At 39.5% G+C, this 23,449-nt stretch carries 21 protein-coding genes and 1 riboswitch; of the genes, 8 read left to right on the forward strand and 13 right to left on the reverse strand.

Annotated elements, in window-relative coordinates; all coding sequences use genetic code 11:
* Positions 1–58: 58 nt before the first annotated feature.
* From RCG25_RS21555 to cax, 3 genes are all read right to left on the reverse strand, one after another.
* On the reverse strand, positions 59–820 hold the full coding sequence (locus RCG25_RS21555; protein WP_374121090.1) for a YfkD famly protein: 762 nt from the start codon (positions 818–820) through the stop codon (positions 59–61).
* 129 nt (positions 821–949) lie between these two features.
* Positions 950–1,567, reverse strand: a complete 618-nt coding sequence (locus RCG25_RS21560) for a YczE/YyaS/YitT family protein (RefSeq protein ID WP_308080865.1) — start codon at positions 1,565–1,567, stop codon at positions 950–952.
* 374 nt (positions 1,568–1,941) lie between these two features.
* Positions 1,942–3,000 (reverse strand): calcium/proton exchanger, encoded by a 1,059-nt coding sequence (gene cax / locus RCG25_RS21565; protein WP_308080866.1) that lies wholly within the window; start codon positions 2,998–3,000, stop codon positions 1,942–1,944.
* Positions 3,001–3,179: 179 nt separating this feature from the next.
* Here cax and RCG25_RS21570 point away from each other — a divergent pair, with 179 nt between their 5' ends.
* Positions 3,180–4,358 (forward strand): MFS transporter, encoded by a 1,179-nt coding sequence (locus RCG25_RS21570; protein WP_308080867.1) that lies wholly within the window; start codon positions 3,180–3,182, stop codon positions 4,356–4,358.
* Positions 4,359–4,559: 201 nt separating this feature from the next.
* Positions 4,560–6,476 (forward strand): heavy metal translocating P-type ATPase, encoded by a 1,917-nt coding sequence (locus RCG25_RS21575; RefSeq protein WP_308080868.1) that lies wholly within the window; start codon positions 4,560–4,562, stop codon positions 6,474–6,476.
* A 232-nt stretch (positions 6,477–6,708) separates the two neighbouring features.
* Here the strand turns inward: RCG25_RS21575 and RCG25_RS21580 are convergent, their stop codons facing one another.
* Positions 6,709–7,545, reverse strand: a complete 837-nt coding sequence (locus RCG25_RS21580) for a YihY/virulence factor BrkB family protein (protein ID WP_308080869.1) — start codon at positions 7,543–7,545, stop codon at positions 6,709–6,711.
* 13 nt (positions 7,546–7,558) lie between these two features.
* Positions 7,559–7,930 (reverse strand): YtxH domain-containing protein, encoded by a 372-nt coding sequence (locus tag RCG25_RS21585; RefSeq protein WP_308080870.1) that lies wholly within the window; start codon positions 7,928–7,930, stop codon positions 7,559–7,561.
* A 228-nt stretch (positions 7,931–8,158) separates the two neighbouring features.
* Between RCG25_RS21585 and RCG25_RS21590 the strand changes: the two genes are divergently transcribed.
* Positions 8,159–8,383 (forward strand): DUF1128 domain-containing protein, encoded by a 225-nt coding sequence (locus RCG25_RS21590; protein ID WP_308080871.1) that lies wholly within the window; start codon positions 8,159–8,161, stop codon positions 8,381–8,383.
* 34 nt (positions 8,384–8,417) lie between these two features.
* On the opposite strand, the gene map is transcribed toward RCG25_RS21590, so the two are convergent.
* Positions 8,418–9,167 (reverse strand): type I methionyl aminopeptidase, encoded by a 750-nt coding sequence (gene map, locus RCG25_RS21595; protein ID WP_308080872.1) that lies wholly within the window; start codon positions 9,165–9,167, stop codon positions 8,418–8,420.
* A gap of 260 nt (positions 9,168–9,427) precedes the next feature.
* Here map and RCG25_RS21600 point away from each other — a divergent pair, with 260 nt between their 5' ends.
* Positions 9,428–9,760: a helix-turn-helix domain-containing protein gene (locus RCG25_RS21600; protein ID WP_308084245.1), complete on the forward strand. Its 333-nt coding sequence runs from the start codon at positions 9,428–9,430 to the stop codon at positions 9,758–9,760.
* A gap of 75 nt (positions 9,761–9,835) precedes the next feature.
* Here RCG25_RS21600 and RCG25_RS21605 read toward each other — a convergent pair whose 3' ends face one another.
* The 3 genes from RCG25_RS21605 to RCG25_RS21615 all read right to left on the reverse strand — a co-directional run bounded on the left by RCG25_RS21605 (position 9,836) and on the right by RCG25_RS21615 (position 12,231).
* Positions 9,836–9,967 carry an anti-repressor SinI family protein gene (locus tag RCG25_RS21605; RefSeq protein ID WP_308080873.1) on the reverse strand — a complete coding sequence of 44 codons (132 nt, stop codon included), beginning with the start codon at positions 9,965–9,967 and terminating at the stop codon, positions 9,836–9,838.
* 30 nt (positions 9,968–9,997) lie between these two features.
* Positions 9,998–10,089: riboswitch (cyclic di-GMP riboswitch) on the reverse strand.
* A 262-nt stretch (positions 10,090–10,351) separates the two neighbouring features.
* Positions 10,352–11,266 (reverse strand): pseudouridine-5'-phosphate glycosidase, encoded by a 915-nt coding sequence (locus tag RCG25_RS21610; RefSeq protein ID WP_308080874.1) that lies wholly within the window; start codon positions 11,264–11,266, stop codon positions 10,352–10,354.
* Positions 11,263–12,231, reverse strand: a complete 969-nt coding sequence (locus RCG25_RS21615) for a carbohydrate kinase family protein (protein ID WP_308080875.1) — start codon at positions 12,229–12,231, stop codon at positions 11,263–11,265. Before RCG25_RS21615 ends, RCG25_RS21610 begins: the two co-directional genes overlap by 4 nt.
* A gap of 262 nt (positions 12,232–12,493) precedes the next feature.
* On the opposite strand from RCG25_RS21615, the gene RCG25_RS21620 reads away from it, so the two are divergent.
* Positions 12,494–12,634, forward strand: coding sequence for a hypothetical protein (locus tag RCG25_RS21620; protein ID WP_308080876.1), 141 nt, complete (start codon positions 12,494–12,496; stop codon positions 12,632–12,634).
* Positions 12,635–13,518: 884 nt separating this feature from the next.
* Here the strand turns inward: RCG25_RS21620 and RCG25_RS21625 are convergent.
* Positions 13,519–13,896 carry a DnaJ family domain-containing protein gene (locus tag RCG25_RS21625; RefSeq protein ID WP_308080877.1) on the reverse strand — a complete coding sequence of 126 codons (378 nt, stop codon included), beginning with the start codon at positions 13,894–13,896 and terminating at the stop codon, positions 13,519–13,521.
* Between the two features lie 146 nt (positions 13,897–14,042).
* Here RCG25_RS21625 and RCG25_RS21630 point away from each other — a divergent pair, with 146 nt between their 5' ends.
* A complete protein-coding gene (locus RCG25_RS21630) occupies positions 14,043–14,252 on the forward strand; it encodes a hypothetical protein (protein WP_308080878.1) in 210 nt (69 codons plus the stop codon).
* 34 nt (positions 14,253–14,286) lie between these two features.
* Here the strand turns inward: RCG25_RS21630 and hutH are convergent, their stop codons facing one another.
* Both hutH and RCG25_RS21640 read right to left on the reverse strand, forming a co-directional pair.
* Positions 14,287–15,813: a histidine ammonia-lyase gene (hutH, locus tag RCG25_RS21635; protein WP_308080879.1), complete on the reverse strand. Its 1,527-nt coding sequence runs from the start codon at positions 15,811–15,813 to the stop codon at positions 14,287–14,289.
* A 324-nt stretch (positions 15,814–16,137) separates the two neighbouring features.
* Positions 16,138–18,327 carry a DNA topoisomerase III gene (locus RCG25_RS21640; RefSeq protein WP_308080880.1) on the reverse strand — a complete coding sequence of 730 codons (2,190 nt, stop codon included), beginning with the start codon at positions 18,325–18,327 and terminating at the stop codon, positions 16,138–16,140.
* 993 nt (positions 18,328–19,320) lie between these two features.
* On the opposite strand from RCG25_RS21640, the gene RCG25_RS21645 reads away from it, so the two are divergent.
* Together RCG25_RS21645 and RCG25_RS21650 are read left to right on the forward strand one after the other, a co-directional pair.
* Positions 19,321–20,592 (forward strand): MDR family MFS transporter, encoded by a 1,272-nt coding sequence (locus RCG25_RS21645; protein ID WP_308080881.1) that lies wholly within the window; start codon positions 19,321–19,323, stop codon positions 20,590–20,592.
* Positions 20,593–20,958: 366 nt separating this feature from the next.
* Complete coding sequence (locus tag RCG25_RS21650; RefSeq protein ID WP_308080882.1) at positions 20,959–22,191, forward strand: aminopeptidase; 1,233 nt, start codon at positions 20,959–20,961, stop codon at positions 22,189–22,191.
* 42 nt (positions 22,192–22,233) lie between these two features.
* Here RCG25_RS21650 and RCG25_RS21655 read toward each other — a convergent pair whose 3' ends face one another.
* Entirely contained in the window at positions 22,234–23,448 is a 1,215-nt protein-coding gene (locus RCG25_RS21655) for a hypothetical protein (RefSeq protein ID WP_308080883.1), read from the reverse strand.
* Position 23,449 lies beyond the last annotated feature (1 nt).

A 23,449-nucleotide genomic window follows, 5' to 3' on the forward strand; every position in this document is an offset into this window, starting at 1 on the left:
GCGAGCCACCTGCAAAAAAAGACCCCTGCAGACAATCAGCAGGAGTCCTTTCTCACAATCATCGCGGACGCTCGGAAGCAGCAAAACCAAATGATACATAATCCTGGACCGGAATCCAAGCACCAATTCCTTGTGATGTCACGTTCTTAACAACAATAAATTTTTTACTGCCCTTAAGCATCAAGTACACTTCACCGTAAGTCACTTTGCCTTTTTCATTTACCCCAGGTGCATATGCATAAAGGTACCCTAAGCGGTTTGGCGGGATATTGTAAATGTGATCATTTTTCGTTCCTGCACCAATAATGGTTTCAAACGACAAAGGAAGACGAGTTTTTTCCATCGCTTTTAATAGCATCATCTTTTTCACATCTTCAGGATTGGCAATTTTCGCAGTCAGGCCACCTCTAACGATTTTCTGAGCCTCTTGCACATACTTAATTTGATATGGCACTTTCCCGCCACGGTTATCAAAATAATTAGTGTTAATTTTTTGGTACTCCCAATTTGGAGAGGTCTCCGTTGACTCATAATTTAATGGCCATTGTCCGAGATAAATAATCGCACGGTAGCCAAGTGCAAACGGAGTACTGTTGATACTTGACTCATTGAGCATACGAATTAAATCAGGATTTTGAATCTTCACTTTAGAAGAGTTGATTAGTTTTTTTGTTAAATCACTCGGCTGCAATAAAGGTAAGTCTTGTGTTGAATTTGGATACGTATTTTCCTTCGTAATATTTCGAACCGAGGCTGGGACTTGATACTTTACCTGGTCTTTTGCTTTTTGAGCGAAAGCAGATGGAATAAAGGTTAGCATTAATAGCAGTGTCATCAGGATCGATACATTTCTCTTCACGAGGTTAAACTCCCTTCACTAATAGCATTACCATGTCTGCTATTAGTTTTTTCGGAGTTCATTAATATTATCCATTCAAGCAACTTAATTTCAATATTTCGCCTGCAGTCGTCCCATTAATTTTTCAAAAAAAGGAAAAAACAGCTGAATGGCCGGACCGACTGTAAATGTAATAATAATCGTTCCATACGAAATCGGCCCGTGTAAAAGGAACGCGGGAATTAAAGCCGTAATCTCACCGATCGTTTTTGCCATCATTAAATTCACACGAAAACGCTCCTTGATGGCTAACATAAAGTTATCAATAGGACTTTGCGGAAACTTCGCCTGAATATAAATCGCCGCACCAAATCCGATAATTAAAATCCCTACCAAGAGCATCGCTATTTTTGCAATAAACCCATGTACTTCAAATAATTCAAAGAAAGTCATCAGCCAAAAATCAACTAAAGACCCAATCACTATAATTGTAAAAAGTGAAAGAATTGCCGGCCTTCTTTTTAATAGTAAGGAATTGACGATAACTAAAATAGCCCCATCAATCATGACCCATTTACCAATCGATAAGCCCACCTTTTTGGTAAGAGCATAATTCAGTGCATCCCAGGCACCCACTCCAATATCCGCTACCTTAATAGTCATACATACGCCAAAAGTCATAATGACTAAGCCAAAAATAAAAAATAATAGCCTAATAAAAAATTTCATATGTTTCTCCTTTAAAGTTGGTAAAAAAGTAATGTAAATGTAATAATCTGATTATTTACAAAATTCAAACTTAGATTTATAATAAACTTAACCTTTTAAAAAAGGAGGGCAGCAATCAATCGACTACTTATATTTAATTTACTAAGGAGGTTGGGATTCCCGTCTTATATGAAATTCAACACTCGTGTTTTTATTGTCAATAACTAAACATGAAGGTTGGTGGTTGATGGTCCCAGAAATACGATTGATTTTTGAACCCTAAAAATCATGCTGTTATATTATAGCATAGCAAAAATTAAAATTACTCCGTACATTTAAAAAAGTGAAAAAAAAGAGACTCTAGGCCAGTTGGCTTAGAGTCTCTTTCAGTTTTGTTAGAGTAGATAAAACCCAATGCCCATGATCACATAGGCTGCTAGCAATGTTAATCCTTCAAACCAATTCGATTCTCCGTCGTTGGAGATGACGACCATTAGAAGGACCGAAGAAACCATAGCGATTAATTCCTGCCAGCTAAATAAAAGCGGCATGGTGGAATCAAAGAACAATGAGATCAAAACTAGTACTGGTAAAACAAACATGGCCACTTGCAGAGTGGAACCAATCGCAATTTCCACTGCAATGTCCATTTTATTTTTAAAGGCCATAACAATCGCAGAAGCGTGTTCTGCTGCATTCCCTACTATTGCTACGATAATTACCCCAATAAACAACTCAGACCAGCCGAATGTATCGCCTACATATTCAAAGGTATGTACAAGATGTTCGGATATATATCCAACCGCAACTGTGGCAATCGCTAGTATAGCAATCGCTTTCCCTTTACTCCATTCCGGCTCTTCTTCTTCATGTGCAGTATTCTCATTATTTGACTGATACACGCCACGGTGCGTTACCAGTTTAAAGAATAAGGCAGCCAAATAGAGAAGAATCAAAATAACGGATATTCCAATACTTAATGAAAGAGTTTTTGTTTCATTCATGTTCATGGCGAAAACCTCAGGAATAACAAAGGCAATAATCACTGCAAACATTAGCAGACCAGAATTATGGCGGGCATCATACACATTAAATTGCTGGCGTTTGAATTTTATGCCGCCAATAAAAAAGGACAATCCTGCGACAAGTAGTAAATTCCCTAACACTGAACCAGTCAAGGAGGCTAGAACCACTCCCACTAGTCCCGCCTTCAAGGCGAATATTGAAATAATCAGCTCAACGGCATTTCCAAAGGTAGCATTTAACAAACCGCCGATTCGAGGTCCAGCCACTATAGCCAGACTTTCTGTTGCTCTTCCCATATAACTTGCAAGAGCAATTATGGTTAAACAGTACACAATAAATAAGACAATATATGACCAATGCATCAGCGTTCCTATAATGGATAGTGGAACACCAATGAATGTCATCAGCATAAAGATTTTGTTCGTCACTACATTCCCTCCGAATTCTTTTTCACCTATTATATATGTTTTTTCTATTTTCCCCTAAATTTTCCTTTAAAACATAAAAAAATTCAAATCCTTTTTCTCTTGCAAATGTTCCATTTTCTCGTTACCATCATTTAGGAACAATTTAAACTATTTGAAATTCGGAGAGTGGAGAAAGTAACATGAATAAAATGTATTTACGGTTTTGGATCTTGGTCAGTATTGTGGCCATTTCTGGTTTTTCCCAAGGAATGCTTTTGCCGCTGATTGCTGTTATTTTTGAAAAAAGTGGGGTTTCTCCTTCATTAAATGGATTAAATGCTACAGCACTTTATATTGGAATCCTGCTTGTCTCTCCGTTTATGGAATGGCCCTTAAGAAAATTTGGGTATAAACCGGTTATTATTTTCGGTGGCGCACTTGTCTTTCTATCCTTAGCCTTATTTCCTTTATGGAAGACCTTTTGGTTTTGGTTTATATTAAGATTACTGATTGGTATAGGGGACCACTCCCTCCATTTCGCAACTCAAACCTGGATTACTTCGTTTTCACCACCGGAAAGACGGGGACGAAATATCTCATTATACGGCTTATTTTTTGGAATTGGATTTGCCACAGGGCCTTTGATGACACCGTTAGTAAATGTAAATGAAGCCTTGCCCTTTATTGCCTCTTCCATTTTATGTTTGATTGGCTGGGCATTTGTCTTTCTTTTAAAAAATGAACTACCTGAACAAGAAGTGTCGATCAACTCTTTTCTAGGAACAATCAAGCAGTTTAGAAAAGCCTTAAAGTATGGTTGGGTGGCCTTCTTACCTCCCTTTTCTTATGGATTTCTGGAATCATCATTAAATGGGAGTTTTCCTGTTTATGCTTTACGAATGGACATGGATGTATCGAGTGTCTCGATTGTTTTATCTGCCTTTGCCATTGGAAGTATTATTACCCAGCTTCCGTTAGGGATGTTAAGTGATCAATACGGCCGGAGAAATATTTTAATGACGGTTCTCTTCCTTGGTTTTTTCAGTTTTACTGCTGCAAGCTTCATGGAGCATTCAGTTATCGGACTGTTTGTTACGTTTTTCATTTCAGGAATGGTTGTTGGGTCGACCTTCTCTCTTGGCATAAGTTATATGACCGACTTGGTACCAAAAAAACTTTTACCTACAGGAAACTTATTATGCGGCATTTTCTTCAGTCTAGGCAGCTTAATGGGGCCCATCATCGGCGGTTTATTTATTAAGTACCTGCAAGATGTAAGTTTCTTTTACATTATTAGTACAATGCTTTTAGTATTATCAGTCATCATCTTTTCTTTTGGTAAAAAATCCTATCTACTGGTTGAACAGCAAAATTCATAAGGTTTTTATGAAGCAAGTTGATATTCAATGAATAGAATGTATGGTAAGATTAAAATAAATAAAAGAAAGAATTTTCGCTGTCATCCATTGATGACAGCTTTCGTGTTTTTTAGGGGTAATGAGTTTGATTCTACTTCTCAATTAGAATGCAAGAATGAATGGAAAATTACGCAAAGTAAAATGAATAGGGAGGGGAAAAACATGAGTTCAGAAGCAAAGTCACTTAGCAAGGGAATTCAGGAACCGAGCTTTTTAGAAAAAATCAAACCACATGCAGAACTAATTGCGGCTGGTCTAAGCGGGGTATTGATTGCAGCTGGATGGCTTCTTGATCATTACGGGCAAGGGGCCGATTCCATCGTAGCCTATCTGTTGGCATTTGTCATAGGCGGCTTCGCAAAAGCCAAAGAAGGGATCGAGGCAACCTTTGAGGATAAAGAATTAAATGTAGAAATGCTAATGATTTTTGCTGCTGTTGGATCAGCTATCATCGGCTATTGGACAGAAGGGGCCATCCTCATCTTTATTTTTGCAGTAAGTGGTGCCCTGGAGACCTACACCATGAATAAGAGCCATAAAGAAATTTCTTCTTTAATGGAGCTTCAGCCAGAAGAGGCGCTATTGATATCAAAGGGCTATGAAAAACGAGTCCCTGTATCTGAGCTAGTTGTTGGCGATCACATTTTAATCAAGCCCGGAGAGCGTGTCCCTTCTGACGGAATGATTATCAAAGGTCAAACCAATATTGATGAAGCGGCAATCACAGGTGAATCGATGCCCGTATCCAAGGGCGAACAAACAGAAGTTTTTGCCGGAACAGTAAACATGACAGGCTCAATTACTGTTGAAGTAACAAAATCAAGTAATGATACTTTGTTTCAAAAAATAATACAGCTTGTTCAATCAGCCCAAAGTGAAAAATCTCCTTCACAGCTTTTTATTGAGCGATTTGAAGGTACCTATGTAAAGGTTGTTTTACTTGTTGTTCTGGCCATGTTTTTTATTCCGCATTTTTTACTAGGCTGGAGCTGGCATGAATCGTTTTATCGAGCCATGATCCTATTGGTTGTCGCTTCGCCTTGTGCGTTGGTAGCATCTATTATGCCTGCTACCCTCTCTGCTATTTCAAATGGAGCCAAACACGGAATTTTAGTTAAAGGCGGTGTCCATCTTGAAAATCTAGGTCATTTAGGAGCGATCGCGTTTGATAAAACAGGAACACTTACTAAAGGGACACCAGAAGTAACAGAGGTCATCGTAAAAGATGGATTAGATAAAGAAAATCTGATTTGGAAGGCTGCCTCCATCGAAAGCCACTCTAATCATCCTTTGGCACAAGCGATCGTGAAATACGTGAAACCTAACATTAAGAAAGAACTGTTCCATCCAGACAGTCTTGAAGATATTCCCGGCTGGGGCGTGAAGGCAGAAATCAACGGTGAACAATGGAAGATTGGTAAGGCTGCATTTGTCGGGAAAGAAGCGGTCGACAGGTTCTCAGGCGGAAAAGCAAAAGACCTTGCAAGCCAAGGAAATACACTTGTGTTTATCGAAATTAACGGTGAGCTTAGTGCGATGATTGCCTTAAAGGACGTTGTACGTGAAGAAACGAAGATTGCAATTGACCATCTAAAGAAACAAGGTATCCGTACGGTCATGCTTACGGGGGACAGTGAAAAAACAGCTCAAGCGATTGCGGCTGAAAGTCATGTCGATGAGGTATTTGCAGAATGCCTCCCAGAGGAAAAAGTGGAACATCTTAAAAAGTTAAAAAAGAAGTATACTACAGTAGCAATGGTTGGAGATGGTATCAATGATGCCCCTGCCCTAGCCATTGCCAATGTTGGTATTGCCATGGGGGAAGGTACGGATGTGGCCCTAGAAACATCAGATATTGTGTTGATGAAAAGTGATCTGACACGAATAGCCGAAGCCGTCAATCTTTCTCAGCGGATGAACAGAATTATTAAACAAAACGTTGTGTTCTCGATTTCCGTTATCATGCTCCTGATTTCATCGAATTTTTTCCAGGTTCTCGACCTACCATTTGGTGTCATCGGTCACGAAGGAAGTACCATACTTGTTATATTGAACAGCTTAAGATTGTTAAAATCTTAGATAGCATAGGAAAAGGAGGTTGACTCAAAGTCAGCCTCCTTTCTTTCATTAGTGGTAGCCATTCGAACCATTGGCTGATCCAGATGTTTTATTTCCTTTACTGCCCTTGCCTTTTTGCTTTGTGCCGCCATCTTTTTTCGTATGTTTGGTCATCGCTTTTACCCTCCCTTACTATGGGGTTGTCCTTCCATCATAGTTTGAACAGAAGGAGTAATTTCATGAAGGGAAAGTATTAGCAATTTCTTTTATTTTTTTCACTATAAAAAGCATTGATTTCCCCGCCCAAAATAATAATGAAAGCAGAGATATATAACCAAATCATTAACACAATAATAGCCCCAATACTGCCATAAGTTAGAGAATAGTTAGTAATATTTCCAACATAAAAGGATAAGCCAATGGAAGAGATGATCCAGCCAACAGTGGCAAAAGCTGCACCTGGAAAAGCACTGCGGCATTTTAGTTTTACATTTGGTGCAATCCAGTACAGACCAGTGAAAATGAGAAACAGGATGATTGCACTCACTAGCCAGCTTAAGGCGTTCCAAAGCTTAATAAATTCTGTTGTATAACCTAATTGCGAAAAAAGAAACAGACCTATTTCTCTACCAAATACGGGTATGATAAGTGCAAGGATAAAAACAAAAATCATCCCGAAGGTTAAGAATATAGCTGTTCCTCTTGCCACGATAAAGGAACGGCTTTCCTTAACGTTATACGCTTTGTTAAATGCTCTCACAATTGCATTAATTCCATTCGATGCGGACCAAATAGTCCCTATAATCCCAAAGGATAAAAGTCCACCATTACGATGGTTCATGATTTCATTCACATTTTTATCAATCAGATTGATAGCTTCTGCCGGTGCAAAGTCTCTGATCATCCCCAGCATATCTTCATGTGGAAACGGTATGTATGGCAATAGTGTAAATAGTACGATGAGGAGCGGAAACAAAGAAAGTAGTAAAAAATAGGCCAATTGCGCACTTAATCCAGGAAGATCGTCTTCTTCAATCCTGTGCCAAAGTAATCGTAGCAAAGATGAGCGTAAATTCGCTGCTTTATCCATTTCCTTCCTCCCTCTATTTGTTCGTTTTCTCTTCTCCTAGAACATCCTCTAATAAATCATCTTCCTCGCTCTTAGAGAACGTCTCTTTCGTTTCTTTAATGATGTCCGTCACGTGAGGTGTTAGTTCACGTAACTCGTCCACTTTGTCCGTAATATAGGCAATATCCTCACTCACTTGTTCAAAGGTTTCCTTAAGCTTGGATGCCGTTCCCTTCACCTTATCGGCAATTTCACCTGGGTTTCTCGCAATATAGGATACCTTTCTAGACGTTTTTAGGACATTTTCCGTCATCGCCTGACGGGTTTGTTTATCTAATAAACTGATGGCACCACCGGCGATTGCACCGATCAGCATGCCCCTCCAAAATTGATTCTTCTTTGTCATCTTAAACTCTCCTTAATCCTAGTTATTATCATTCATCTTTTTCAAAAAATAATGCCAAAGATTCCCTACGTTTATTTTGCGTTATCTCTGTTTCCTATGCAAGTCCGCGTACTCTTTTATACCCATTCTTTTACGAGATTAATCGTGTGAATTAAAGAGAAGATTATATTGACAGATCATTTTTAACATGAAAAGATGAGATATATGAATTCGGAAAGGGTGACCGAAATGAATCTATCAGAAAAATCGATTGAAAACGTGGAATATATGATTGAACAAATAAAAGAAAAACTTAGGGTATTAAACCTAGGGGCTATTAAACCTTCTCACTTTGATGAAGAAATGTACGAAGAATTAAAAGAGATTTATGAAATGGTACAAAAAAAGAACTCCTTCAGTCCGAATGAAATGCAGGCTTTAGTAGAAGAATTAGGAAGTCTGCGAAAAAAATAATAAATAGAGGTTGACTCCTTGGAGTCAACCTCATTTATTTTTGCTCTGTTAAGATGATAGGACCTTCCTTAGTAACGGCAAGTGTGTGCTCATATTGTGCGGAAAATTTCCCATCTACAGTTCTGGCGGTCCAGCCATTTGTATCCATCTTCGTTTGATATTGACCGATATTTACCATCGGCTCAATCGTAAAGACCATTCCCTCTTTAATTCTTGCCCCTTTTCCTGGCAGCCCATAATGAGGAACATCCGGTTTCTCATGAATCACAGCTCCTATGCCGTGACCAATAAAGTCTCTTACAACCGATAAACCTTCACTTTCCACATAGGTTTGGATCGCATGACCAATATCACCGATTCGATTGCCTACAACCGCTTGCTCAATACCTTTATATAATGCTTCCTTTGTCACTTTTAATAAATGCTCTGTTTCTTTAGAAATATTTCCTACCGCATAAGACCATGCAGAATCAGCTAAGGCACCATTATAATTGACGACCATATCAATGGTAACAATATCTCCTTCATTTAATGGCTCTTTTCTTGGAAAGCCATGGCAAATTTCATCATTGATACTTGCACATGTTGCATATTCATAGCCTTTATATCCCTTTTGCTCGGGTGTGGCCTTGTGTTCGCTTAAGAATTTATTAACAAACTGGTCAATTTCCCAAGTAGTTACACCTGGCTTAATTAATTTAGCAATTTCCTTATGACAGGCCGCAAGGATTTCTCCAGCCTTTTTCATCGCTTCAATTTCACGTTGTGATTTCAGGACAATCATTCTTTTCCCTGCCTTTTTGAATATTTTTATGTATAGTATGCTTTACGGTTCGCATTAAACTATATTCTCTTTTGGAAACACTATTAATAGTAACTCGAATCCGCCAATTTTTCAAAAGAACTTCTTACCCTTGGGCTTTTCAAGAGGACCATTTTATAATATTCACTATTTTGTCATATTCCTTCGTTCTTAATATGGTACTTTTTCATTCTTTTTGGTAGAATTAACGTATAAATATGTTTAATAGGTGTGTGAATGAAATGATTGGAGACCGCGTTAAAAAATTTCGCTTAGAAAAGAAGATGTCTCTTTCCGAACTTGCAGAGCAAGCTGGTGTCGCTAAGTCTTATTTAAGCTCTCTTGAAAGAAACCTGCAAAAAAATCCATCTATACAATTTCTTGAAAAAATTGCAGCCGTATTAAATTTACCCGTTGAACATTTTATCCATGAGCAAATTAATAAGGATGAGTTAGACAGTGAATGGATGAACTTAGTTAAAGAAGCAATGGGATCTGGCGTTTCAAAAGAACAATTTCGTGACTTCTTGGAATTTAATAAGTGGAGAATAAATCAAAATAGTAGTAACGAATAATTTTGTCTATAAAGAAGAAAAGCATTCTACAAAAGAAACCTCTTCTGTAGAATGCTTTTTTTAATATGTACCAAGTTAGTTCTTTTGACCATCTTGGTGAAGGAATTCCCGAACATCTGTAATAGATAAGCCAAGTTCCTTTGCTTCTAATATGAGCGCCATCCATTCCTGATCAATTACATCCACGTCTCTCTCTGTAATCAACATTATTCTCACCCCTAAAATACTTATCGTATTCCAGGTAACCCGGCCATCATAGCAAGCACCATGCCTACCTTAGATCCTCGGTTTTGCGTCCCTACTTTTCAACAGGTTTGCCCTTTTCTGTTCGTCCTACAACTTAAGTATTACATTCTTCCATTTATCCACTATTTGTTTAGGTAAAAATACTTAATACTAAATGATATGTTCATTATATCTAGTCCTTTTATAATAGGTTGTTGTTTTTTGTCTTTTTTTTATAATTTTCGAACTACTTTTATACACAAATTATCTTATTTTTCTACAAAAAATTCCTTTTACTACCATTTTCGAGAGAGGAAATTAAAAAAGGAAGGAAATTAGGTCAAATCCTCCCTTTAAAATGTATGATTATTTGTCGCCTTTTACTGCTGCAATAAGCGCACCTATTTTAGCATTGTGTTTTACTAGTGCAATATTTGCTTCTAAACTTGATCCTTCTGTTAGCTCTTTTACCCTGCTTAAGAGAAAAGGTGTGACATCTTTACCATGAATGTCCTTACTTTTGGCCTCGTTTAAAGCAACCTCTATAACCTTATTGATTACAGCTTCATCCATAGCATAGGGTTCTGGTATAGGATTGGCGATGACGATCCCACCTTGTAACCCTAAATCCCATTTAGCCTTCATTAACGCCGAAGCTTCTTCAGGGGAATCCACTCGGAAATTTACTTTATATGGACTTGTTCTCGTATAAAAAGCTGGCAGAATCTCTGTTTGATAACCAATGACGGGCACTCCGTTGGTTTCTAAATATTCCAACGTTAAGCCTAAATCAAGAATTGATTTTGCTCCTGCACAAACGACTGCTACATTTGTTTTTGCTAATTCCTGCAAGTCAGCTGAAATATCCATTGTTACTTCTGCTCCGCGGTGAACACCGCCAATACCACCTGTCACAAACACGTCAATTCCACCCATTTGTGCACAAATCATGGTCGCTGCTACCGTTGTGGCTCCATGTTTTTGTGCTGCGATTAAGTAGGGGAGGTCCCGCCGGCTTGCTTTCATGATCTCCTTACTAGTGGCTAAAAATTCTAAATCCTCTTCAGATAAACCAATCTTGATTTTCCCATTAATGATAGCAATGGTTGCTGGTACAGCCCCATTCTGACGGATAATTTCTTCTACTTCCCTTGCAGTCTCTACATTCTGAGGGTACGGCATCCCATGTGAAATAATCGTCGATTCAAGTGCAACAATGGGCTTACCTTCTCTTTTGGCTTTAAGTACTTCCTCAGAAAAGGACAGATATTCTTGGTTCATCGCTTGGTGACCCCTTTACTGAAGTATTTCTGATACGTTTCAAGTAAGGTTTTCTGGTTTAATTTGGGATTTACCGTTTCATTTGAATTTATGGTAATCAATGAACAGGAAAGACCAATTTTACATGAATCTTCGGTATTCAGCCCCTTAAGATAGCCAAATAAAATTCCGGCAATAAGAGAGTCTCCTGCCCCCGTTACATCTACAATCGGAACAGTCGGAGGTAGTAACGCCCCAGCTTCGCCAGCCTTTGTATAATAAATTAATCCCTTCTCACCTCGAGTAATAACTACTTTCTCCACACCTTTTTTCAAAATGACTTCAGCTGCTTGGTAGAAGTCTCCTTCTGATTTGATTTCTAGGTTAGATAACGCCTCTGCCTCTTTATGGTTGGCCACCAGCCAGGTTACACCTTCAAGGGATGCTGGGAGCTTTTCTGATTTCGGAGCGGAAACTGTAGCAATACAAATAGGCTTCATGAAGTTTTTACAGTCAGTAATTACTTGTTGAATGATTGTTTTTGGAAAGTTTGTGTCTAATAAAATCATTTTTGATTTTTCGATATAGGTCCATATATCTTCAAAAATGGATTCTTTCACTTCATCATATATAGCCATGTCAGCTAGTGCGATTTCCATTTCACCTAATGGATCAATTACGGCAGTATAAGTGCCGGTAGATTTTCCTTGTATGATTTGTGTAGGACTTACTTCCACAAAATTTTTAGTGTTCTCTAGTAGCCATTCTCCTTCAGGATCTGAGCCAACATAAGCAAACAGAGATGTTTTTAGACCTATCCGGCCTGAGTTTTCTGCTATATTTCTTGCGACTCCGCCCCGTGACATTGAGCTTATGGCTGGGTTTGATGTTCCATACTCCAACTGTTTAAGCGCCTGAATTTTACGGTCTACATTCGCTCCACCAATACAGAGAATATCAAAAATGATTGCTTCCTGTTTGTTCATTGTTAGCATCCACTCCTTAAGATCCTTTGTTAAGCAAGTCAAAATTTCATAATATTCCCTACTCATATAACTATTACGATACGAATCTTGAAAATCCTGTTAAAAAATAGAAAAACATTTTGCTATTTGAGTACACTGCTAAACAACAGTGATTTATGTTAATAAAATTTGTCTAAAATGTGACAGTTAACATATAATATAAACAACGTATAAATATACTAAATATTATTAATATTCAAAATAAAAGGTGGTGTTTAATGCTATGACTGTGATTCATGTTTTAAATTACTCAATTCCGATTGCGTTTATGGTGTTTGCTGGTTTTCTACTCGACCGTATGTGCAAACCGGACAAACAAGAAGATGCCTCGACTGGAGAGTCTCCAGGGGGAGAAATAAAATAAAGCTGGTGAAAAGTGTATGATGCTCACTTCCACCAGCTTTTTTTGTTAGCTTTATTAATTTGTATTGAACGAGAACGACCCTACGTTACCGGTTTTCCTTTTCCATACTCTCTTGGGGCTGGTAGAACACTTCTACGTTATCGGTTCGCCCTTTCCATACCTCTTTGGGGCTCGTACCTCTTCTACGCGACCGGTTTTCCTTTTCTACGAGGCTTAATTGCCTGGTGGAAATGAATTAGGTCGCTTAAACGAGGTCTATGCGACCGTACTGCTTGATGGAGAAGGGGTTTGGTCGCTTAGACGGGGTCTATGCGACCGTATTGCCTTCTAGAGAAGGATTTTGGTCGCTTAGACGGGGTCTATGTGACCGTATTGCCTTCTAGAGAAGGATTTTGGTCGCTTAGACGGGGTCTATGCGACCGTATTGCCTTCTAGAGAAGGATTTTGGTCGCTTAGACGGGGTCTATGCGACCATATTGCCTTCTGGAGAATGATTTTGGTCGCTTAGACGGGGTCTATGCGACCTTACTGCCTTCTGGAGAATGATTTTGGTCGCTTAAACGAGGTCTATGCGACCGTACTGCTTGATGGAGAAGGGGTTTGGTCGCTTAGACGGGGTCTATGCGACCGTATTGCCTTCTAGAGAAGGATTTTGGTCGCTTAGACGGGGTCTATGCGACCGTATTGCCTTCTGGAGAATGATTTTGGTCGCTTAGACGGGGTCTATGCGACCTAATTGCCTTCTGGAGATGGATTTTGGTCGCTTAGACGGGGTCTATGCGACCGTATTGCCTTCTGGAGATGGATTTTGGTCGCTTAGACGAGGTCTATGCGACCGTATTGCCTTCTCCATACCCACTTGGGGCTCGTAAAGACCTATTATGTTAATATTTTATTTTCTTCTGCACTTTTTGCTCATAATTTTTAAAAATGGCTGAATTTGTCTTTACTCCTCGTTTGGACATTAGTTGGTTAAACCGAAGGAGTTTTTCATTCAATTTCTTTTGGAGGCTTTCCTTCTCAGTGGAGTCATCACATTTCTTCAATAATCCCTCGATTGTCATCATTTCTTGCCGCAGCTGACCTTCCTCCTGAGTATATCCTGCATTTTTCAGCAATTTATAAGCCATACGGAGCTCCTCAGGAATTCCCGATAAATCTTCTAACTGCAATGGTTTACCCAATCCTGGTAGATTGTCGAATTCACCATCTTGATAAGCTTTTTTGATGCGATCTTCTGAGACAATGTGAAACAGATCCATGCTTTAGACCTCCTTATTATTACCATTTTCCCTATGTTAAGTATATCAAGTCACATCTGATAATTAAAATGGCAACCCCGTCCCATCCGTAATTATTTTTCGAAGTTTTGGGAATGCTACATGCGTAGATGAAAGGAGTGTTGATTTTGTCACGCGGAGAACATTTTAACCATAAGAACAAGAGTCATCCTGGTAATTTTCCACAAGATAGCTTAACGGAGAAAAAAGGAAAAGAAGCAGTTGGGGATGAAGAATTCCTGGTAGTAAGAGAAGCATTTAAAAATAGAGTCGAGAATGAAGAAGAATATCGCGGCGATACTGCCCGCTTGCTTTCAGAACAGGATCAGACAGAGTAAAAGGCGTGAGTTTTCACGCCTTTTTCGTTGCCCATTAATATTGTTCTTTTTCCACAGTAAATTCTTTTATAAAATGAGAAATCTCAATTTCTTTTAACCATTTGGCCGCTTTTTCGATATCCTTTGAGAACACCCGGTCCTGTTTAAGGGAAGCTACTTGCTCGCGTCCCTTTTCAAAGAACCTTTTCGTTTGAGTCGCCATTTTTTCAACACCGCGAATCTCAACCGCCTGCATGGCACAAATTAATTCAATTGCTAAAACTCTTCTAACGTTTTGAATGATTTGATACGCATGCCTAGAGGCAATCGTTCCCATACTCACATGGTCCTCTTGGTTTGCTGAGGATGGAATCGAATCCACACTCGCTGGATGTGCTAGTGTTTTATTTTCTGATACTAGTGCCGCCGCTGCATACTGCATAATCATGGCGCCAGATTGTAAACCTGGCTGAGGGCTTAGGAATGCTGGCAAATCATTTAATTGTGGATTCACTAACCGTTCAATTCTTCGCTCTGAAATATTGGCCAATTCCGCAACCGCAATTTTCATAAAATCCATCGCGAACGCAATAGGCTGCCCATGGAAGTTTCCTCCCGAAATGACCTTTTCCCCATCATCAAAAATTAACGGGTTATCGGTTGCAGCATTCATTTCTATTTCTAATTTTTCTTTTACATAATCCAAGACCTGCCATGAAGCACCATGGACTTGTGGAATACAGCGTAAGGAATAGGCATCCTGTACCCTTAATTCACCTTGCTGCGTTGTTAATAAACTATCACTTAAATAACCACGAATCCTTCGCGCTGTATCAATTTGCTGTTTATAGCCCCTTGCTACATGAACTTCTTCCGCAAAGGCATCAATAATGCCATTTAATCCTTCTATAGTCATAGAGGCGATCAGTTCGCTTTCAAACGCCAGCTGCTCTGCTTCTAGATAACCAACCACACCCATGGCTGTCATTGCTTGTGTCCCATTAATAAGTGCCAGACCTTCCTTCGCCTCTAATGTGACTGGAAGGATTCCCTCTTGTTGAAGCGCACTTATTGCTTCCATCTGATTTCCTTTATAAAAAACTTCCCCTTCCCCAATTAAAACTAAAGCAAGGTGGGACAGCGGCGCTAAGTCACCACTTGCACCTAAAGAGCCCTGCTGTGGAATAACAGGAATAATCTCCAGATTAACCAGCTCTAAGAGTTTTTCAATAATAATCGGTCTAACTCCAGAAAAGCCTTTAAGGAGTGCATTGGCACGAAGAAGGACCATTGCTTTTGAAACAATTTCAGGAAATGGTTCTCCCACACCACATGCATGTGAGCGAATTAAATTTAGTTGAAGGTCCTGAACATGATTTTTATCAATTAACACATCGCTGAACTTTCCAAACCCAGTCGTAATCCCATATACTACTCTCGATTCTGAAACAATTCGATCGACAGCTTCTCTGCTCTTTTTAACTGCTTCCATACTCTTCTCTGAAGCTCGAACCTTTTGACCTCGGTATAATACTTCCTTCATTTGTTCTAGCGTTAAACTTTCACCTGTTAATGTAATCATTTTTCTCGCTCCTCTACCACTTTAGTATAATAAAGAAAGAGGCTGGACTCCTTATCACTTTAGATTTGGAGTTCAGCCTCTTTTATAATTGTTATTAAATATGGAATTGTTTTTTGATAATGGCTCATGAAAATCATTCCATTCAATTTTATTATTATGATTATAACTATTGTATGAGAGGAAAACTTAATCTGTCAACTAAATTTTCTGAATTTTAGCACGATAACACTTTAGCAGAATAATGAACGAAATGGCTTTATGGTTCCTTATAAATACGAAAAGCGCTATTCCTTTTTACAGAATAGCGCCTTAATAAATATCGTATTAATCAAACTTTAATCCTTTTAGTGCCTCTGCCAACGCATTATTTATTGGTTCTTCTTCTTTCTGCTGGTTTTTCAAATAATTTTGTACCGTACGTTTATCTACTTTACCACCAGATTCTTTTTTACGGCGTGCTTCGAAAGCAGATAGCTTTTCACGGTATCCACATTTACATGCGAAGATTTGGCCAGCACCTTCGCCACGTAGCTCTAGCTTTTTATGGCATTGTGGGCAACGTGCATTGGTGACGCGTGCGACATTTTTACGATGTCCACATTCACGATCCTGGCACACGAGCATTTTACCTTTTTTACCATTCACTTCAAGCATTGGTTTCCCACAGTCTGGACAAGATTTGGTGGAAATATTATCGTGCTTATATTTCTTATCAGTTGCTTTAATTTCAGCAACGATTTCTTTTGTGTAGTTTTTCATTTCACTGATAAACACTTCTTTTTTCAACTTGCCATGCGCAATTTGGTCAAGCTTTTGTTCCCATTCTGCTGTTAAGGTAGGCGATTTTAGCTCTTCTGGAACCAAATCCAGCAATTGACGACCTTTAGAAGTAATATGAATGTCATTACCACGCTTTTCAATTAAAAATGAATTGAATAGCTTATCAATAATATCAGCACGTGTCGCAACAGTACCTAGTCCACCCGTCGATTTTAAGGTGTCTGCAAGTTGTTTATTTTGTGTATCCATATACTTCGTAGGATTTTCCATTGCCGATAGTAATGTCGCCTCAGTAAATCTTGCCGGCGGCTTAGTTTGACCAGATGTTTGTGCGATTAATTTTACGTTTAATGTATCACCTTTTTCGATCCGAGGTAATATTTGCTCTTTCAGATCATCTGTATTATCGTCGTCTTCAAGTCGATTATTGTAAACTTCTTTCCAGCCAAGAGATAAAATAGTTTTTCCTCTAGCAACGAAGTTTTCATCACCAATTTTCGCACGAAGAGTTAATTGCTCGTACTCAAATGCTGGGAATAATACCGCTAAAAAGCGTTTAACCACTAAGTCATAAATTTTGCGTTCTTTATCCGTAAATGCTGAAAAATTAACGTATCCTTCGGTTGGAATAATTGCATGGTGATCGGATACCTTGCTATCATCTACAAACGACTTTGAAGGCTTTATTGGATTTTTTAAGATTTTGGTTGTTAGTGAACGATATTCTCCTATTCCACATGCTTTCAGACGTTCTGGAATCGTTGGAACGATATCTGACGAAATAAAGCGTGAATCTGTACGGGGATACGTTAAAACTTTATGCTGCTCGTACAACTTTTGCATAATATTTAGTGTCTCTTTAGCTGAGTAACCGAATATTTTATTGGCATCCCGCTGTAGTTCTGTTAGGTCATAAAGGCCAGGAGAGAATAACTTCTTCGGCTTTTTTTCAATTTCGGTTACTTTGGCATTTTGGTTGCCCAGTTTTTTCACAATCGTATCAATGCTTTCCTTATTAAAACTACGGCTATTCCCTTTTGCATCTTGCCAAGTCAGCTTTAATTGGGCTGTAGTTTGGGCTTCAATGCCGTAATAGGTTTGCGCTTTGAAGTTTTTAATTTCTTCCTCACGTGCTGCAATGATAGCAACAGTTGGGGTTTGTACACGACCACAGTTTAGTTGGGCATTGAACCTGGTGGTTAATGCACGTGTTGCATTTAGACCGATATACCAGTCTGCTTCTGAACGTGCTACCGCTGAAGCATATAAATTGTCATAGGCTTTTCCAGGCTTTAGGTTGGCAAAGCCGTCTTTAATCGCTTTATCCGTAACAGATGAGATCCAGAGGCGTTTAATTGGTTTATTGACTTTTACTTTATCAATAATCCAACGTGCAACTAATTCTCCCTCTCTGCCTGCGTCTGTAGCTACAATTATTCCATTAACATCACTTCTAGTCAGTTGACTTTTAACTGCTTGAAACTGTTTTCCAGTTTGCTTAATGACTGTCAATTTCAAACGCTCAGGTAGCATAGGCAAATCTTCCAATTTCCATGATTTATACTTCACATCGTAATTTTCTGGATCAGCAAGTGTGACTAGATGCCCAAGCGCCCATGTAACGATATATTTATCTCCTTCAAGAAACCCATTTCCTTTTTTATGACAATTAAGCACACGTGCAATATCACGTGCGACAGAAGGTTTTTCAGCAATTACAACACTTTTAACCAAATTTAAAACATCCTTTCAAGTTTTCGTATGTTAACTATAGCATACGTCCCAACTGGATTCAGTAATTCAACCTCTATTAATAGAGTTGATAGTCTTATCTCACAGTTCCCACTCTAACTCTTTTTAAGGGATACTGGCACTGTCCACTCCTCACAGTTCCCATGCAAGCATTTTTGGTGGGGTCTCGGGAGTTGTGAACTCTTCACAATTCCCATGCAAGCCTTATTAGTGGGGCCTCGGGGATTGTGAACTCTTCACAATTCCCATGGAAGCCTTATTAGTGGGGTCTCGGGAGTTGTGAACCCTTCACAGTTCCCATGCAAGCATTTTGGTGAGGTCTCGGGAGTTGTGAACTCTTCACAATTCCCATGCAAGCCTTATTAGTGGGGCCTCGGGGATTGTGAACTCTTCACAATTCCCATGCAGGCATTTTTGGTGGGGTCTCGGGAGTTGTGAACCCTTCACAGTTCCCATGCAAGCATTTTTAGTGGGGTCTCGGGCATTGTGAACTCTTCACAATTCCCATGCAAGCATTTTTAGTGGAGCATCGGGCACTGTGCGCTCCTCACAATTCCCATGCAAGCATTTTTAGTGGGGTCTCGGGCATTGTGAACTCTTCACAATTCCCATGCAAGCATCTTTAGTGGAGCCTCGGGCACTGTGCGCTCCTCACAATTCCCATGCAACCCTTTTTAGTGGAGCATAGGGAGTTGTGAACTCTTCACAATTCCCAAGCAAGCATTTTAAGTGGAGCATCGGGCACTGTGCGCTCCTCACAATTCCCATCAAGCCTTTTTGGTGGAGCTATGGGAATTGTGTGCGTAGTTACATATAAGCTTTTTTACTGTGGCCAACAGTCACTGTCCACTCTCCCGCTTAAGTTTTTCTCAGGTTCTTTGTAGATACACATTTGTTTACCTACATTTTTCTTGAAATTCCTTCCATGAGAATAGTATGATGGATTGACATGAAATAGAGAAATGGGGATTCAACATGAGAATTAGAGATTGGGACCCAAACTTAAAGGTTCGCTTATATAGTGAAGCCATGATGAATATTACCTTTTGGATGTTTTTCCCGTTCTTAACCATCTATTTTGCAGACGAGTTCGGTAAAAATAAAGCAGGATTATTATTAGTTTTTTCTCAGGTTTTCTCTGTCGCTGCAAACCTGATGGGCGGATATTGCGCAGATCGCTTCGGACGAAAAAGAATGATGGTTCTTTCCGCCATTGGTCAAGGGCTTTCCTTCTTAGCTTTTGCTGTAGCCAGCTCTCCCTGGCTCCATTCCCCTTGGATTGGATTTATTTCGTTCGCGGTTGCAGGGGTTTTTGGTTCCTTTTACTGGCCTGCTAGTCAGGCGATGATTGCAGATGTCGTGGAAGAAAAACATAGAAGTAGTGTATTTGCCATTTTTTATACATCTATTAATATTGCAGTTGTGGTCGGGCCTATATTAGGATCCATTTTTTATGTTCACTACCGCTTTCAGCTGTTACTTGTAGCTGGATTTGTTTGTATTTTATTTGGATTGATTCTTGCCAAAATGATCAGAGAAACGGCACCACTCCAACAGAATACTGCTCTTTCTAGCGATGGAAAGTGGTATTACTTTTTACTCAATCAACTGAGGGATTATTCCCTCATCATTAAGGATAAGACCTTCCTTTTATTTATCCTCGCAGGAGTTTTGGCTGGGCAGACGTTTATGCAGCTGGATCTGCTAATCCCTGTTTATATAAAGGATTTCGTGAAAAATCAAACACTCTTTTCTGTCGGTGATTGGTCGTTTACGATTAAGGCTGAACAGGTATTTGGAATCGTCCTCGCTGAAAATGGCTTGCTCGTTGCCTTATTAACGGTGTTTGTGACAAAGTGGATGAATCAATATTATGAAAGAAATGTATTTGTTCTCTCCTCTATTGTGTACGCCATCTCCATTGTTATTTTCAGTCAAACACATTGGATATGGGGATTAATCTTGGCAATGGCGGTATTCACGTTTGCTGAATTAATGGGGGCAGGACTGCAGCAGAGCTTCGTTTCAAAGCTAGCACCTGAGCATATGAGGGGTCAGTATTTTGCGGCAGCCAGCTTGCGGTTTACAATCAGCCGGACTATTGCTCCGCTTGCTATTCCATTGACCGTGTGGATTGGCTATGACTGGACCTTTTTCGTCCTTTGCATTCTTGCCCTCGCAAGTGCTGTACTGTATTGGATTATGTTTGTTCATTTTGAAAAAAAAGCTACCATTACGGGATCGTAAACACGGTCCCATTTTTTGTATTTAAGTTCAAATAAATTTCGAAAAATTGTACTAAAATGTTCACATCTACCTCTTTTAATATTATAATTAACTTGTAAACGGTTAATATATAAGGACGGTGGAATGTATGGAATTGTCACAATTCATGTCTCCAACCTCAGTATCAGGAATCATTACTTTTCTAGTGTTATTTTCAGCAGGTGTTTATTTTAATATAAAAGTATACGGTAGCAAGCTGCAGTAGAGATGAAATGTCTCTACTGTTTTTTTGTTGTAAATAGATTCCAGTTACATTTTGTTATCGGTTTCTTTTTCTAAAGAAAAACGATACAATATAGGAAGATTCTGAAAAAAGGAGACATACATATGAGTGATTTTCAAAAAAATCTTGAGAAATATGCTGAGCTTGCTGTTAAAGTCGGTGTAAATATTCAGCCTGGCCAAACGTTGGTCGTCAATGCCACTCTTGATGCGGCAGAATTTATTCGGTTAGTTGTGAAAAAAGCCTACGAAACAGGTGCCCACAATGTCATTGTGAACTGGAACGATGATACGGTTACAAGAACAAAATACGATTTAGCTCCGGATGAGGCTTTTCTTGAGTACCCTGTTTGGCGTGCAAAGGAAATGGATGAACTTGCAGAAAAAGGTGCTGCCTTTATGTCTGTTGTTTCCCAAAGCCCAGACTTGCTAAGCGGCGTTAATCCAGAACGTATTTCCAACTTCAACAAAGCGGCTGGAAAAGCTTTAGCAAATTATCGGAAAGCTGCACAATCAGATAAGGTGAGTTGGACTGTTATTGCTGCTCCATCGCCAGCTTGGGCAGCTATGGTTTTCCCTGACGAGCCAGCTGAAAACCAAGTAAACAAGCTTTGGGATGCGATTTTCAAAGCTACACGCGTGGATGTAGAAAATCCAGTAGAAGCTTGGAAAAAGCATGACGAAACGCTTCATGAAAAGGTAAAATACCTAAATGACAAACGCTACCAAAAGCTTCACTACACAGCTCCAGGTACAGATTTAACGGTCGAACTTCCTGAGAAACATATTTGGGTTGGTGCCGGAAGCATCAATGAAAAAGGCTTCGAATTCATGGCCAACATGCCGACTGAAGAAGTTTTCACTGTTCCATTAAGAACGGGTGTCAATGGTACGGTTGCAAGCACAAAGCCATTAAGCTATGCTGGAAACATCATTGACCGTTTCTCGATTACATTTGAGAACGGACGAATTGTTGGTTATCAAGCAGAACAAGGCGAAGAAATTTTGAAGCGTCTTGTAGAAACGGACGAAGGTTCACATTATCTTGGCGAGGTGGCGCTGGTCCCTTATAATTCACCAATCTCCCAATCTAATGTTCTTTTCTTTAATACATTATTCGATGAGAATGCGTCGAACCATTTAGCGATCGGAAGTGCCTACGCATTCTGTATCGAGGGTGGTAAGAAAATGTCATCTGAGGAATTAGCTGAGAATGGACTTAACGAAAGTCTTACACACGTAGATTTTATGATTGGATCTCCTGAAATGGACATCGATGGTATCACAGCCGATGGAAAGACTGAGCCAATCTTCAGAGCAGGAAACTGGGCTTTCTAAGATAACACAGAGAGAGGATGACCATAATGGTCATCCTCCTTTTTATTGAGAATACACAACTGCTCCGTCCTTTTCTTTAGCTATTTTTTCACGCATTTTCTTAAGTTGCTGAACCGGGTCCTCATTTAATACCTTTCCTAATAAATCTAGTAGTCCTAGTGAGCTTAGTAGACTCTTTTCCCAGCTTTGAAGTTCTTTTGTTAGTGTCGTGTCATTCTGACAGATTGAATTCAAAGGTACCTTTTTCGAAATGGCTTCATCAATCAGATTCAATGCCAATTCCTTTGTGATGACTCCATTGGCATTCTTTAACTGCTCGCACGTCGTTTGAACGACTTGATCAACCTTTTCTTTTGTACCTGTTACGATTGGCTCCACTGGTTTTAAGACTGGTTCAAGCGGTTTCATAACAGGATCTAATGGTTTTAACACAGGTTCTAGTGGTTTTAGGACTGGCTCTAGTGGTTTCAACACAGGCTCTAGTGGTTTCAACACAGGTTCTAGCGGTTTCAACACAGGTTCTAGTGGCTCTAATACCGGCTCCAGTGGCTCCAACACCGGCTCCAGTGGCTTTGTCACTACGCCAACCATATCCGGAAGTGGGTCGGTCACAACTCCGATGCTACCAGGAGACTCATCTCCCTTTCCACCATCCTCACACGTTAGCGGCAAATGTCCATTTGATATTTTTTCAATTTCTTTATCTATCTGATTGATAGGTAACCTACTTAAATCTTGTAAAAGTTTACTCTGATCAGGATGAGGAGCCCCCCGCTTACCAGCCAATGTGTCGAGGACTAATTGGTTAATTATGCTGTTTTTAGATTCCATATAATGTGCATTCATAACCACATTTTCCATCCCCAGCTCCGGAATCGTCTCTGATGCTTTGACACAAGCACCCTTAAAGGAAATGGCCGATGTATCCACTGTCATATCTTTTACAGTAACGGGACCTTTTGCTTTTAAGGATATCGTAACTGGGCCATTGGAAGATTCTAATTGCTTGGTTAATCTCATTCCATAGATGACTGCAGATTTATAGTGGAATCGCAGCATGGGCTTCTGATCACTTTCAGATGTTTCCCGCTTCACAATGGACGCCGTCATACCTGACCCAACAACACGGTCCGCTTCAATAACAAAGCCTTCATTTGCTGTACTTTCGGCCTTTACAGCAGAGCTGAAAGGGAAGAATGATAAAAACAATAGCTGGATACAAATGTTTATAACGAAGTACTTGCTTTTCCACCACATA

The sequence above is a fragment of the Neobacillus sp. PS2-9 genome (assembly GCF_030915525.1).
Classification (GTDB): Bacteria; Bacillota; Bacilli; order Bacillales; family Cytobacillaceae; genus Neobacillus.

What these genes read in the sequence shown, in the direction of transcription:
- RCG25_RS21620 (WP_308080876.1), top strand. Translation starts at nt 12,494, where the DNA reads ATGACTGTGATTCATGTTTTAAATTACTCAATTCCGATTGCGTTTATG.
- RCG25_RS21600 (WP_308084245.1), top strand. Translation starts at nt 9,428, where the DNA reads ATGATTGGAGACCGCGTTAAAAAATTTCGCTTAGAAAAGAAGATGTCT.
- RCG25_RS21625 (WP_308080877.1), bottom strand. Translation starts at nt 13,896, where the DNA reads ATGGATCTGTTTCACATTGTCTCAGAAGATCGCATCAAAAAAGCTTAT.
- RCG25_RS21560 (WP_308080865.1), bottom strand. Translation starts at nt 1,567, where the DNA reads ATGAAATTTTTTATTAGGCTATTATTTTTTATTTTTGGCTTAGTCATT.
- RCG25_RS21570 (WP_308080867.1), top strand. Translation starts at nt 3,180, where the DNA reads ATGAATAAAATGTATTTACGGTTTTGGATCTTGGTCAGTATTGTGGCC.
- RCG25_RS21605 (WP_308080873.1), bottom strand. Translation starts at nt 9,967, where the DNA reads ATGTTGATTACAGAGAGAGACGTGGATGTAATTGATCAGGAATGGATG.
- RCG25_RS21615 (WP_308080875.1), bottom strand. Translation starts at nt 12,231, where the DNA reads ATGAACAAACAGGAAGCAATCATTTTTGATATTCTCTGTATTGGTGGA.
- RCG25_RS21585 (WP_308080870.1), bottom strand. Translation starts at nt 7,930, where the DNA reads ATGACAAAGAAGAATCAATTTTGGAGGGGCATGCTGATCGGTGCAATC.
- hutH (WP_308080879.1), bottom strand. Translation starts at nt 15,813, where the DNA reads ATGATTACATTAACAGGTGAAAGTTTAACGCTAGAACAAATGAAGGAA.
- RCG25_RS21645 (WP_308080881.1), top strand. Translation starts at nt 19,321, where the DNA reads ATGAGAATTAGAGATTGGGACCCAAACTTAAAGGTTCGCTTATATAGT.
- map (WP_308080872.1), bottom strand. Translation starts at nt 9,167, where the DNA reads ATGATTGTCCTGAAATCACAACGTGAAATTGAAGCGATGAAAAAGGCT.
- RCG25_RS21555 (WP_374121090.1), bottom strand. Translation starts at nt 820, where the DNA reads ATGCTAACCTTTATTCCATCTGCTTTCGCTCAAAAAGCAAAAGACCAG.
- RCG25_RS21580 (WP_308080869.1), bottom strand. Translation starts at nt 7,545, where the DNA reads ATGGATAAAGCAGCGAATTTACGCTCATCTTTGCTACGATTACTTTGG.
- RCG25_RS21590 (WP_308080871.1), top strand. Translation starts at nt 8,159, where the DNA reads ATGAATCTATCAGAAAAATCGATTGAAAACGTGGAATATATGATTGAA.
- RCG25_RS21655 (WP_308080883.1), bottom strand. Translation starts at nt 23,448, where the DNA reads ATGTGGTGGAAAAGCAAGTACTTCGTTATAAACATTTGTATCCAGCTA.
- RCG25_RS21610 (WP_308080874.1), bottom strand. Translation starts at nt 11,266, where the DNA reads ATGAACCAAGAATATCTGTCCTTTTCTGAGGAAGTACTTAAAGCCAAA.
- RCG25_RS21575 (WP_308080868.1), top strand. Translation starts at nt 4,560, where the DNA reads ATGAGTTCAGAAGCAAAGTCACTTAGCAAGGGAATTCAGGAACCGAGC.
- RCG25_RS21650 (WP_308080882.1), top strand. Translation starts at nt 20,959, where the DNA reads ATGAGTGATTTTCAAAAAAATCTTGAGAAATATGCTGAGCTTGCTGTT.